The organism is Streptomyces sp. CBMA123, assembly GCF_014596465.1.
GTDB lineage: Bacteria > Actinomycetota > Actinomycetes > Streptomycetales > Streptomycetaceae > Kitasatospora.
The window spans coordinates 25,695-37,651 of the sequence record NZ_MECK01000619.1 but is presented as its reverse complement, the minus strand read 5'-3'; the positions used below and the strand labels follow the sequence as shown (position 1 = coordinate 37,651).

Annotated in this window: 10 protein-coding genes and 1 pseudogene; 7 read left to right on the top strand and 4 right to left on the bottom strand. The window is 73.3% G+C overall.

Annotated elements, in window-relative coordinates; translation table 11 throughout:
* The 3 genes and pseudogenes from BG452_RS41005 to BG452_RS40995 all read left to right on the top strand — a co-directional run.
* A pseudogene (locus BG452_RS41005) lies at positions 1-272 on the top strand (8-amino-7-oxononanoate synthase); the annotation flags it as partial.
* Positions 273-761 carry a hypothetical protein gene (locus tag BG452_RS41000; protein WP_188309452.1) on the top strand — a complete coding sequence of 163 codons (489 nt, stop codon included), beginning with the start codon at positions 273-275 and terminating at the stop codon, positions 759-761.
* A gap of 1 nt (position 762) precedes the next feature.
* Positions 763-1,266 (top strand): hypothetical protein, encoded by a 504-nt coding sequence (locus tag BG452_RS40995; protein ID WP_188309451.1) that lies wholly within the window; start codon positions 763-765, stop codon positions 1,264-1,266.
* On the opposite strand, the gene BG452_RS40990 is transcribed toward BG452_RS40995, so the two are convergent.
* Both BG452_RS40990 and ligD read right to left on the bottom strand, forming a co-directional pair.
* Complete coding sequence (locus tag BG452_RS40990) at positions 1,218-1,868, bottom strand: GNAT family N-acetyltransferase (protein WP_188309450.1); 651 nt, start codon at positions 1,866-1,868, stop codon at positions 1,218-1,220. The two genes, BG452_RS40995 and BG452_RS40990, sit on opposite strands and share 49 nt — an antisense overlap.
* A 243-nt stretch (positions 1,869-2,111) precedes the next feature.
* On the bottom strand, positions 2,112-3,125 hold the full coding sequence (ligD, locus tag BG452_RS40985; protein ID WP_188309449.1) for a non-homologous end-joining DNA ligase: 1,014 nt from the start codon (positions 3,123-3,125) through the stop codon (positions 2,112-2,114).
* Positions 3,126-3,191: 66 nt separating this feature from the next.
* Here ligD and BG452_RS40980 point away from each other — a divergent pair, with 66 nt between their 5' ends.
* The gene (locus BG452_RS40980; protein ID WP_188309448.1) at positions 3,192-4,253 is read left to right on the top strand and encodes an ATP-dependent DNA ligase; all 1,062 of its coding nucleotides are present in this window, start codon (positions 3,192-3,194) and stop codon (positions 4,251-4,253) included.
* 51 nt (positions 4,254-4,304) lie between these two features.
* On the opposite strand, the gene BG452_RS40975 is transcribed toward BG452_RS40980, so the two are convergent.
* Entirely contained in the window at positions 4,305-5,684 is a 1,380-nt protein-coding gene (locus BG452_RS40975) for a serine hydrolase domain-containing protein (protein ID WP_188309447.1), read from the bottom strand.
* 500 nt (positions 5,685-6,184) lie between these two features.
* Here BG452_RS40975 and tdh point away from each other — a divergent pair, with 500 nt between their 5' ends.
* The 3 genes from tdh (at position 6,185) to BG452_RS40960 (ending at position 10,420) form a co-directional block, all read left to right on the top strand.
* The gene (tdh, locus tag BG452_RS40970; protein WP_188309446.1) at positions 6,185-7,213 is read left to right on the top strand and encodes an L-threonine 3-dehydrogenase; all 1,029 of its coding nucleotides are present in this window, start codon (positions 6,185-6,187) and stop codon (positions 7,211-7,213) included.
* Positions 7,214-7,258: 45 nt separating this feature from the next.
* On the top strand, positions 7,259-8,452 hold the full coding sequence (locus BG452_RS40965) for a glycine C-acetyltransferase (RefSeq protein WP_188309445.1): 1,194 nt from the start codon (positions 7,259-7,261) through the stop codon (positions 8,450-8,452).
* 366 nt (positions 8,453-8,818) lie between these two features.
* Positions 8,819-10,420, top strand: a complete 1,602-nt coding sequence (locus BG452_RS40960; protein ID WP_188309453.1) for a CocE/NonD family hydrolase — start codon at positions 8,819-8,821, stop codon at positions 10,418-10,420.
* Between the two features lie 125 nt (positions 10,421-10,545).
* Here the strand turns inward: BG452_RS40960 and BG452_RS40955 are convergent, their stop codons facing one another.
* On the bottom strand, positions 10,546-11,922 hold the full coding sequence (locus BG452_RS40955; protein ID WP_188309444.1) for a TolB family protein: 1,377 nt from the start codon (positions 11,920-11,922) through the stop codon (positions 10,546-10,548).
* Positions 11,923-11,957 lie beyond the last annotated feature (35 nt).

Below are 11,957 nucleotides of genomic sequence, written 5' to 3'. Positions count from 1 at the left end.
TCTCCGCCCGGCTGAGCGCCGCCGGCCTGCACGCCTGCGAGCCCGACGCCGCCGTGGTCTCGGTCCGCGCCCCCGGCCCGGAGGCCGCCGTCACCTGGGCCGCCGACTGCCTCCGGGCCGGCCTCGCCGTCGGCTGCTTCCGCCCCCCGTCCGTCCCGGACGGCATCTCCCGCCTGCGCCTGACCGCCCGCGGCGACCTCACCGACGCCCAGATCACCGAGGCCGTCCGGATCATCGCCGACCTGGCCCCGGCGGGCGCCCGGAGCGCCTAGATGGGCGATCTGCGCTGGGACGAGCATGTGGCGTGGCTGCTCGACCCTTCCGACGGGGGCTACCTGCCGGATGTGTACGTGGCGGACACCACGGTGGCGGACTGGCAGGCGCTGCTCGACCTGGTGGCGGAGCGGGGCTGGGCCTTCGAGTACGCCGAGGGCGACGCGGTGCTGCCGCTGCCCCGGGCCGAGGTGGTGCTGTCCCGAGCGGCCGGTGCCGAGTGTCCGTATCTGCGGGTGTGGCCGGATCCCGGGGTGTGCGCGATCTTCCGGTTCCTCGCGGACGAGCAGATCGACTTCGACGTCTCCCTGAGGGAGCTTCAGGGCCAGGAGAGGTTGGACATCCTCTGTGGGTTCCTGACGGCGATCGGGCGGCGGCTGGGCAAGTCCGTCTCGATGTACTTCGAGGGCAGCACCCGGGAGCCCTTCCTCGGGTACGACCTCGAAGCCGACCGGGTCCGGGTGTTGTGGACTCCTCCGGAGGAGTGACATGGGCGATCTGCGCTGGGAGGACCACCAGGGGTGGCTGCTGGATCCGGACCGGGACGGCTGGCTGCCGGGTGAGGGCATCGCGGACACCGCGGTGGCGGACTGGCAGGCGCTGCTGGACCTGGTGGTGGAGGAGGGCTGGGGCCGGACCTTCGTCGTCGGCTGCTTCGAACTGCCGTGGCCGCGGGCGGAGGAGGTGCTGTCCCGGCCGGTGGGTGCCGCGTGCCCGGTGCTGAGTGTGCGGCCGGGGCCGGAGGTCGGTGCGGTGTTCCGGTTCCGCGGGGCGGGGCGGATCGACTTCGACGTGGACGTCGAGCGGCTCCGCGGCCAGGAAGGGCTGGACGTGCTGTGCGGGTTCCTGGCCGCGGTCGGGCGGCGGCTGGGCAGGTCGGTGCCGACGTACGTCGAGGGCGACGGCCCGTTCCTCGGCTACGACCTGGAGGCCGACCGGGTCCGCTACGGCCGCCCGAGGACCAGCAGGGCCTCCGCGCCCACCGGCCGGTAGCCCGCTGCCTGGAAGGCGCGGACGCTGGGGGCGTTGCCGGGGGCCTGCTGCGCCCAGACGGCGTCGCCCTCCGGCAGCAGGTGGCGGGCGGCGGTGGCCAGGGTGCGGCCGAGGCCGCGGCCCTGGGCGGTGGGGTCGACCTCGACGGCGGTCTCCCAGCGGCCGGCCACGCCGCGGCCGAGGATGAGCACGCCGCCGTCGGCCTGGTACACCCGGACGTCCTCGCGGTAGCGCAACGCCCTTACCACGCGGGGGTGTTCGCGGTCCTCGACCGGTGTGAGCGGCAGTGGTGGCGGGCCCGGGAGGCGGTCGGCGACGCTGAGCAGGTCGACGTTGTTGACGGTCCGTCCGGTCCGCTCGGCGAGGGCGGTCAGGAAGGGCGGGCAGAGCGGCGCGGACAGCGGGTCGCCGGGGTCGGCGGCGAGGGTGCGGTGCACCCAGGCCGGGTCCTGGTCGGCGAACACCACGGCGTGCGCGGCGAAGGCGATCACCCCGGCCTCGCGCGGCGTCGGCTGCGGCAGCACCGTCACCGCCCCGTCCGGTGGCGGGAACACCCCGCCCGCCGCGTCCGCCAGGATCTCCGCCAGCCCCCGTACGCCCATCACGAATCCCTTTCGGCCCCGGTCGATGATCGCCAGCCTAGCCCCGGCGCCAGACCAACGGGTGACGCCGGAAGGGCAGTTGCCGGAGCGTGCACCCCGGAGGCTGCCGCCCGGTGTTCGCCCGCACCGCGGCGGACGTGCTCTGCGGCCATGCCACCGGGGCCGTCACCGCCGGGCGCCGGGCGGCAGGGCGCGCAGCAGCAGCGGGTGGTGGTCGTTGTGGTCGAAGGGCAGCCGGTCGGACTAGGCCGGCTTCCTGCGGGCCCGGCTGGGCTGTACCCGGGGTGGCTCGCCGACGGCCTTGGGGTGGTCGGGCGGGTACGGGAGTTCGCCGAGGCCCTCGTCGTGGAGCTGCTTGTCGTAGAGCTCCAGCAGGGCGTCGAGTCGGAAGGCGTGGTCCGCCATCTCGGCGTTGGGGTCGCCGAGTTCGGCGAACCGGGCGGGGACGGTCCGCAGGTCGAAGTCCTCGGGGGAGGCGTCGTCCAGCTCGTCCCAGCGCAGCGGGGTGGAGGCGGTGGCGCGGGGGCGGGCGCGCAGTGAGTAGGCGGAGGCGATGGTGCGGTCGCGGGCCATCTGGTTGTAGTCGACGAAGATGCGTTCGCCGCGTTCCTCCTTCCACCAGGCGGTGGTGACCTTCCCGGGCATCCGCTGTTCCAGCACCCGGCCGAGGGCGATCACCGCGTGCCGGCCGTCGGTGAAGGTCCACTCGGGGGCGAGCGGCACGTAGACGTGCAGCCCGCGCCCGCCGGAGGACTTGGGCCAGCCGCGCAGTCCGTGTTCCTCGAGCAGGGCGCGCAGTTCGTGGGCGGCGCGGACGGCGTCGTGGAAGTCGGTGCCGGGCTGCGGGTCGAGGTCGATGCGCAGTTCGTCGATGTGGTCGGTGTCGCCGCGCCGGACCGGCCAGGGGTGGAAGGTGAGGCAGCCCAGGTTGGCGGCCCACAGGACGGCGGCGGGTTCGGTGGGGCAGATCTCGTCGGCGGAGCGGCCGCTGGGGAACTCGATCCGGGCGGTGGGCAGCCAGTCCGGCAGGCCTTTGGGTGCGCGCTTCTGGTAGAAGAACTCGCCGTCGACGCCGTCGGGGAAGCGTTGCAGGGTGGTGGGCCGGTCCCGCAGTCCGTGCAGCACTCCGTCGGCGACGGCCAGGTAGTACTGCGCGACGTCCAGCTTGGTGAAGCCGCGCTCGGGGTAGTAGACCTTGTCCGGGTTGGACAGCCGGACGGTGCGCCCGGCGACTTCCAGTTCGACGGCTGAGCCCATGGTCCCCACGCTAAGGGGGCCGGGCCCGGCGCGCGCCCCGGGGCGAACCGGGTGAGGATCGGTGCCATGGACCTGCCCGTGATGCCGCCGGTGGCGCCGATGCTCGCCAAGTCGGTGGCCGAGATCCCGCCGGGAATGCAGTACGAGGCCAAGTGGGACGGCTTTCGCAGCATCGTGTTCCGCGACGGCGCCGAGGTGGAGTTGGGGAGCCGCACCGGCAAGCCGCTGACCAGGTACTTCCCCGAACTGGTGGAGGCGCTGCGGCGGGAGTTGCCGCCGCGCTGCGTGCTGGACGGCGAGGTGGTGATCGCCCGGGACGGGCGGCTGCGCTTCGAGGAGCTGCTGGAGCGGATCCACCCGGCGGCGAGCCGGGTGAAGCTGCTCGCCGAGCGCACGCCCGCCTCCTTCGTGGCCTTCGACCTGCTCGCCCTCGGTGACGACTCGCTGGTCGACGAGCCGCTCTCGGTGCGCCGCCGGGCCCTGGAGGCGGCGCTCGCCGGGGCCGCCGACCCGGTGTTCACCGCCCCCGCCTCGACCGACCGCGAACTCGCGCGGACCTGGTTCGCCGAGTACGAGGGCGCCGGGCTGGACGGGGTGGTGGCCAAGCCGCTGGACCAGCCGTACCGGCCGGGCGAGCGGACCATGTACAAGATCAAGCACGAGCGCACCGCCGACTGCGTGGTGGCCGGCTACCGCGAGCACAAGAGCGGCCCGGTGGTCGGCTCGCTGCTGCTGGGCATCCACGACGCCGAGGGCAGGCTGCAGCACGTGGGCGTCTGTGCGGCCTTCCCGATGGCCCGCCGCCGCGAACTCGTCGAGGAACTGGCCCCGCTGAGGATGGACGATCTCTCCCAACACCCGTGGGGCGCCTGGGCGGAGGAGTCCGCGCATGCCGAGGGCCGGCTGCCGGGGGCGGTCAGCCGCTGGACCGGCGGCAAGGACCTGTCGTGGATCGCGCTGCGCCCCGAGCGGGTGGTGGAGGTGGCGTACGACCACATGGAGGGCACCCGGTTCCGGCACACCGCGCAGTTCCGCCGCTGGCGGCCGGACCGCACGCCGGAGAGCTGCGGTTACGGGCAGTTGGAGGAGCCGGTCTCGTACGACCTCGGCAAGGTGCTGGGGATCTGACCGTACGTCGAAGGCCCGGCCCGGTGCTCCGGGCCGGGCCTTCGGGGTGGTTCAGGAGATGTGCAGCGAGGGGGTGCCGCTGGGCGTGGCCGGCGAGCCGGAAGCCGAGGCCGACGCCGAGCCCGGGGCCGACGGCGAGGCCGATCCGGGCGGGGTGGGCAGGGTGTAGACGTTGTTCGGCGAGACGATCTGGGTGATCGCCCGGGCCAGGAGCGTCGACGGCTCCGAACCCTGGTACGTGATGTCGGTGTTGAGCAGGATGACCAGGCTGGCCTGGGCGTCCGGCAGGTAGATCACCACGCTCTCGTACCCGGGCAGCGAGCCGTTGTGGCCGACCCAGCCGTGGGTGGTGAAGACCCCGAAGCCGTAGCCGAGGTCGGGGCTGCCGACGCTCTTGGTCTTCAGCCGTTCCGCCTGGGTGGCGGGGCTGAGCAGTGGCGCGCCGGTGGCCAGGACCTTCGACCAGGTCTGGAGGTCGGAGAGGGTGGAGATGGCGGCGCCGGCCGCCCAGCCCCAGGACGGGTTCCAGTCGGTGGCGTCCTCGACCGCGCCGGTGGCCGTCTGGTTGGTGTAGCCGTGGGCGTGCGGGTCGGGGAAGGTGGCGTCGGTCGGCAGGGTGGTCTTGGTGAGCCCGGCCGGGGTGAAGACCTGCTGGTTCAGGAAGTCGGGGAGCGGCTGCCCGCCGACCTTCTCGACGACCTGGCCGAGCAGGATCAGATTGGTGTTGGAGTACTCGAACTTGGCGTCCGGCGCGAAGTTCGCCGGGTGCTTGAACGAGTACGCGAGCAGCTGGTCCGGGGTGAAGACGCGGTCCGGGTTGCTGAAGAACGCCTGCTGGAAGTCCGGGTCGAGGGTGTAGTTGTACAGGCCGCTGCGCATGTCGCCGAGTTCGCGGATGGTGATCCCGTCGCCGCCGGGCACGTTCGGGATGTACTTGGAGATCGGGTCGTCCAGGCCCACCTTGCCCTGTTCGACCAGTTGCAGGATGCCGGTGGTCGTGAAGGTCTTGGTGACGCTGCCGATCCGCATGTACATGTCGGGAGACATCGGCGTCCCGGCGTTCTTGTCGGCGACGCCGAAGGTGCGCTGGTAGCTGCCGTCGGGGGTGGTGTAGCCGACGATCACCCCGGGGATGGAGGCCTGGCTCATCACCTGCTTGATCGCGACGTCCAGCCGGCTCTGCACGTCCGGGGTGAGCGGGACGACGCTCGCCGAGGCCGAGGTCACGCCGGAGGCGCCGCCGGACAGGGTCGCGGACGGGCTGAGCGCGGCCGGTTCGGCGGTGACCGCCGCGCCGCCGGCCGGCTGGGAGGAGGAGGACCCGCCGGAGCAGGCGGAGACCGCGAGCAGGCCGGTCAGGGCCAGGGCGGCGGCGGTCGCGCGTCCGGCGGTGCGGGAGGCGGCCGGGCGCGGCCGTCGGGTCTTGGTCATGTGTCGAGGCGCCTCTCTGGGGCGAAGGGCCCCGGAACTCGGGCGGGGGCCCCGGAACCGGGGCGGACGGCCCCGGAGTGCCTGCTCCACGGGGCCGCGGGGGAACCCGGCCACCGTAAGCACCGCCCTCGAACACCCGCGCGCCGGTGGCGGCCGGGCTGGCCCGAACGGGCCCAAGCCCCACCCGAGTGGCCCGTTCCCGCTGGCGGCGCGGTGTCAAGTACCCGGACGGCACGGCCGGTTGGTGTCGCGGCCGACGGCCCGCGCTCGGCCGGACGGGTGAGCACCGGCATGCCGCAGCCGCCCCCGGGCCCAGCTCGGGCACGATCGTTTAGCCCAGCTGTGGTCGCCCTTAAGAATTCCTCGATGGACCGCACCCCCTCCCACCAGGCAGATTTCTGCCTGCCGGAGCGTGCCCGTCAGGAGCGGCCGAACCGCGCCCCCTCGGCCTGCCCGCACCCGAAGGCCGCCCCCGATCAGCACGTCAGGAGCCGTCGCCCGTGAAGGCACTCGTCAAGCAGAACGCCGAGCCCGGCCTCTGGATGATCGACGTCCCGAAGCCCGAGATCGGCCCCGGCGAGGTGCTGATCAAGGTGCTGCGCACCGGCATCTGCGGCACCGACCTGCACATCCGCAAGTGGGACGGCTGGGCGCAGCAGACCATCAAGACCCCGCTGGTGCTCGGTCACGAGTTCGTCGGCGAGGTCGCCGAGCTCGGCGCCGGCGTCGCGGACATCGCGATCGGCGACCTGGTCAGCGGCGAGGGCCACCTGGTCTGCGGCAAGTGCCGCAACTGCCTGGCCGGGCGCCGCCACCTGTGCCGCAACACCATCGGCCTGGGCGTCAACCGCGACGGCGCCTTCGCCGAGTACGTGGCCCTGCCCGCCTCCAACGTCTGGGTGCACCGGGTCCCGGTCGACCTCGACGTGGCCGCGATCTTCGACCCCTTCGGCAACGCCGTGCACACCGCGCTGTCCTTCCCGCTGGTCGGCGAGGACGTGCTGGTCACCGGCGCCGGCCCGATCGGCATCATGGCCGCCGCCGTCGCCAAGCACGCCGGCGCCCGCAGCGTGATGATCACCGACGTCTCCCCGTACCGCCTCGACCTGGCCCGCCGGGTCGGCGTGACGCTGGCGCTCAACGTCGCCGAGCAGACCATCGAGGAGGGCCAGCAGAAGCTGGGCCTGCGCGAGGGCTTCGACGTCGGCCTGGAGATGTCCGGCCGTCCCGAGGCGATGCAGTCGATGATCGCCAACATGACCCACGGCGGCAAGATCGCCATGCTGGGCCTGCCGGCCGAGGACTTCCCGGTGGACTGGGCCTCGATCGTCACCTCGATGATCACCATCAAGGGCATCTACGGCCGCGAGATGTTCGAGACCTGGTACGCGATGTCCGTGCTGCTGGAGGGCGGCCTGGACCTCAGCCCGGTGATCACCGGCCGCTACGCCGCCTCCGAGTTCGAGGCCGCCTTCGACGACGCCGCGAGCGGCAACTGCGGCAAGATCATCCTCGACTGGACCGCCTGAGCCACGCCGGTCCGACGATCCGCCGCTACGACTAGGAGTCTGCCCGTGTTCGACAACGTGCGCGCCGACATCGCCACCACCCTCGACGAGATCCGCGAGGCCGGCCTGTTCAAGCCGGAGCGGGTGATCGGCAGCCCGCAGAGCGCCGAGGTCACCGTCACCTCCGGCGGCCGCCCCGGCGGGGTGCTGAACTTCTGCGCCAACAATTACCTCGGCCTGGCCGACCACCCCGAGGTGCTCGCCGCGGCCAAGGACGCGCTGGACCGCTGGGGCTACGGGATGGCCTCGGTGCGTTTCATCTGTGGCACCCAGGACGTGCACAAGGAGCTCGAGGACCGCCTCTCGGCCTTCCTCGGCCAGGAGGACACCATCCTCTACTCCTCGTGCTTCGACGCCAACGGCGGCGTCTTCGAGACCCTGCTGGACGACCGCGACGCCGTCATCTCCGACGCGCTCAACCACGCCAGCATCATCGACGGCATCCGGCTCAGCAAGGCCCGCCGCCACCGCTACGCCAACCGCGACCTGGCCGACCTGGAGCAGCAGCTCAAGGAGACCCAGGACGCCCGCCGCCGCCTGATCGTCACCGACGGCGTCTTCTCGATGGACGGCTACGTCGCCCCGCTGCGGGAGATCTGCGACCTGGCCGACCGCTACGACGCCATGGTCATGGTCGACGACTCGCACGCGGTCGGCTTCGTCGGCGCCGGCGGCCGCGGCACCCCCGAACTGCACGGCGTGATGGACCGGGTGGACATCATCACCGGCACCCTGGGCAAGGCGCTCGGCGGCGCCTCCGGCGGCTACGTCGCGGCCCGCCGCGAGATCGTCGCCCTGCTGCGCCAGCGCTCCCGCCCGTACCTGTTCTCCAACTCGCTGGCCCCGGTGATCGCGGCCGCCTCGCTGAAGGTGCTCGACCTGGTCGAGCAGTCCAACGAGCTGCGCGAGCGGCTGGCGGCCAACACCGCGCTGTTCCGCTCGAAGATGACCGAGGCCGGGTTCGAGATCCTGCCGGGCGACCACCCGATCGCCCCGGTGATGATCGGCGACGCGGCGAAGGCGGGCCGGCTCGCCGAACTCCTGCTGGAGCGCGGCGTGTACGTGATCGGCTTCTCCTACCCGGTGGTCCCGCACGGCCAGGCCCGGATCCGGGTCCAGCTCTCCGCGGCGCACTCCACCGAGGACGTCGAGCGCGCCGTCGCGGCCTTCGTGGACGCGCGCGCCGAGCTGGAGGGCTGACCGCCCCGCAGGCCGGGCCCGGGCAGGGCCCGCACAGGCTGCCCGCGGGCCGGTCCGCTCGGAACCGGACCAGCTCGCGGGCTCACAACGTCCGTGCGGCGGGGGCGAATCGATTCGCCCCCGCCGCACGGTCACCAAGACCAACTGCCCCACCCTCCCGCTACGGGGGTGGGACGCCGGCCCGTACCGGTGTCCCACCCCCGTTCGCGGTTTCCGGGTCTCCAGGGGACTCCGGGGTGCCGTGTGGCGGGGGTGGCCCGGTACGTTACCGGCCAGTAATTTGGCTGATCATCGCCTCCTCTGAGACATCGTCAGCTCGCTAGGCTCACCAAGATCACATCGGGTGGACTGAGGGAGCAGAGCGTGCTGGCACGACCCCATCGGACTGGCGGACACCGGACGGCGAGCGCCGTCCTCGCCCTGGCGCTCGGGCTCGGGGCGGGGGTCGCGGCGCAGCCCGCCGTCGCCGCACCCGCGCCCGCCGGCGCGTCGGCCTCGGCGGCGGCCGCCGCCTCGGCGTTCGGCGGCTTCCGGCTGGCGGACATCACCGCCCGGGACGGGGTCGTCCTCAAGGCCGACGTGTTCACCCCGCCCGCCGGGACGCCGGGGGCGGACGCCCAGGGGCGCTACCCGGTGGTGGTGCAGCCGGCCAGCTGGGGGCAGAACGACCTGGAGTACGTCGCCCAGGGCCACAGGTTCGCCACCGCCGGGTACGTCGTCGTCACCTACACCGTCCGCGGCTTCTGGGGTTCGGGCGGGGAGGTGGACGTCGCCGGGCCCAAGGACGTCGCCGACATCTCGACGGTGATCGACTGGGCGCTCGCCCACACCCCGGCGGACCCGGACCGGGTCGGCATGATCGGACTGTCGCTCGGCGGCGGCCTCACCCTCCTCGGTGCCGCGTTCGACCCGCGGATCAAGGCCGTCGCCTCGCTGAGCGGCTGGGCCGACCTCACCGACGCGCTGTACAGCGGCCAGACCCGGCACACCTCCGCCGCCACCCGGCTGGCCACCATCGAGGGCCTGACCGGCCGCAAGAGCCCGGAGTTCGCGACCGCGCTGGACGACCTGTTCGCCGACCACGACCTGCCCGAGGTGGTGAAGTGGGCGAACCTCCGCTCGCCGGCCACCTACCTGGACCGGATCAACGCCAACGGCGCCGCGGTCTACCTCGCCAACGGCTGGAGCGACAGCTTCTTCAACCCCGGCCAGATGACCGACTTCTACCAGCGGCTGACCGTCCCCAAGCGCCTCGAACTGCGGCCGGGCGACCACGCCAGCCAGGAGTTCACCGGCCTGCTCGGCTTCTCCAACGCCACCTGGGACAACGCCCGCGGCTGGCTGGACCGTTACCTCAAGGGCTCGCCCGGCGCGGACGACCGGCCGCCGGGCGTGGACCTGGAGGTCCGCCCGGGCGGCGCCCACGAGGCGTATCCGGACTGGCGCTCCGTCAACTCCCGTACGGAGCGGCTGAGCTTCGGCGACACCGCCACCGTCCGCGGCGACCAGCCCTCCGGCGCGAGCGGCGGTGTCGTGCTGCTCTCCGGCCTGGTCGACCAGTGGCTGCACCAGCCGCCGACCGTCCTGGTGCCCCTGCTGGACCGGGGCGCCGCCGCCGTCCGGCAGTCGGAGCCCTACCGGCAGGGCCTCTCCGTGCGCGGGGCCGCCCGGGTGCGGACCACCGTGACCAGCTCCGCGCCGCAGGGCACCGCCGTCGCGTACCTCTACGACGTGGACGCGCTCGGCGTCGGCCGGCTGATCGCCCACGCCCCGCAGAGCTGGAGCGGCCGGCCGGCCGGGCAGCCCTTCCCGCTGGACGTCACGCTGTTTCCCACCGCGTACGACCTCCCGGCCGGCCACCGGCTGGCGCTGGTGCTCGGCACCCACGACGACCTCTACGGCGGCGAGACGCCGAAGGGCAGCACGGTGACCTTCGGGCCGGCGGAGGTCTCGCTGCCGGTGCGCTGAGGTCCCGCCCCTCCTCCCCGGTCGGCGGGCGCGCGGGGAGGAGGGGACGGAGCGAGCCCCGGGTCAACAGCTGAGATGGATTCGGTCGGAAACTACGTCAACTGTTGTAAGTGGCCCGGGGTCGGTCAGAGCCGGCGCAGGAACACGTCCAGGAAGCTGTTGGTGTCGCCCGGGACGAGATTGGCGTCCTCGGCCGTGAAGACGACGGTGTCCCCGGTGGCGTCGACGTACGGGCTGTCGGAGCCGCCGGTGCTCTGCCCGCCGTCCCGGGTGGCGGTCACCCGCTCGATCCGGCCGGTCCGGAGGTCCCGGCGGAACACGTCGTTCTGCCCGTTGGTGTCGCCGGGCACCAGGTCGTCGGCGCTGGAGTCGAAGTAGACCCATTGGCCGTCGTCGGTCATGGCCGGGTCGTAGGCGCCCTCGGTGGTCGTGGTGCCGGGCAGGGCGGTGTTGACCAGGGTGGTCCGGCCGGTGGCCAGCTCACGGACGTAGAGGTCCATCCGGATGCCGTGGGTGCCGGGCCGGCCCGCGCCGTAGACCGGCAGGCCGTAGAGGGCGAAGAGGCCGTCGGGGCTGATCCGGGCGTCGTTGCCGCTGCCGGTCAGCGCGCCGGTGGCGTCCAGACTGGCGCCGGTGATCTTTCCGGAGTCGGCCTTCCAGACGAAGTAGGGGTAGAACCGGGGCCCGGCCAGAGCGGCCGCGGCCTCCGGTGTCGTGGAGGGTGCGGAAGGGGCGGCCGGGACGAGGTTGCCCGCCCGGGAGAGGAAGCCGACGGTGGCGCCGTCCGCGCTGATGGTCGGGCGGAAGGAGTTGTTGTCGGCCGGCTCGCCGTCGACGCCGGTGGTGACCAGCTTGGTGGTGTGGGTCCAGCGGTCGGTGACGAAGACGTTCTGCTTGCCGGGGTGCCCGCCGGGGGCCAGGTCGGTGCGGTCGGAGGCGAAGGCGACGTAGCGGCCGTCCCGGCTCAGGGACGGGTTGACGGCGCCGCGGACGGTCTCGTCGTCGGTCGTGGTGAGGCTGCCGGTGGAGACCAGTTCGGTGCGGCCGGTCCAGCGGTCGCGGACGTAGACGTCGCTCCGGTGCTTCGCCTGGCCGGGCAGCACGTTGGTGGCGGCGGTGCTGAACGCGACGTAGCGGCCGTCGCCGCTGATCGAGGCGTCCGTGGTGGCGGCGTTCAGCCGGGCGCCGTCAGCGGCGACGCTCGCCCGCTCGACGTGCCCGTTGCGCAGGTCCCGGACGTAGACGTCGCTGCCGTTCGGAGCGCCGTCCGGCAGCAGGTCGGTCGCGGTCGAGGAGAACAGCGCGGCCCGGCCGTCGGCGCTCAGCCCGAGCGCGTACGAGTGGCCGTCGAGCTGCTCGCCCTTGCTGCCCTCGCTGACCCGGGCGGTGTCGCCCTTGGGCGGCCGGGCCTCGGCGGCCGGCATCACGGCGCCGGCCGCGACGGCGGCCAGCAGCACAACGGCGGTACGGGCCGGCCGGCGGCGGGAACGGGCGGTGGTCATGGATCATCCTCCCCTGATGACGGTGCCGGGCCCGC

Coding starts and splice junctions, on each gene's coding strand:
- BG452_RS41000 (WP_188309452.1), top strand. CDS start 273: ATGGGCGATCTGCGCTGGGACGAGCATGTGGCGTGGCTGCTCGACCCT.
- BG452_RS40995 (WP_188309451.1), top strand. CDS start 763: ATGGGCGATCTGCGCTGGGAGGACCACCAGGGGTGGCTGCTGGATCCG.
- BG452_RS40990 (WP_188309450.1), bottom strand. CDS start 1,868: ATGGGCGTACGGGGGCTGGCGGAGATCCTGGCGGACGCGGCGGGCGGG.
- ligD (WP_188309449.1), bottom strand. CDS start 3,125: ATGGGCTCAGCCGTCGAACTGGAAGTCGCCGGGCGCACCGTCCGGCTG.
- BG452_RS40980 (WP_188309448.1), top strand. CDS start 3,192: ATGGACCTGCCCGTGATGCCGCCGGTGGCGCCGATGCTCGCCAAGTCG.
- BG452_RS40975 (WP_188309447.1), bottom strand. CDS start 5,684: ATGACCAAGACCCGACGGCCGCGCCCGGCCGCCTCCCGCACCGCCGGA.
- BG452_RS40955 (WP_188309444.1), bottom strand. CDS start 11,922: ATGACCACCGCCCGTTCCCGCCGCCGGCCGGCCCGTACCGCCGTTGTG.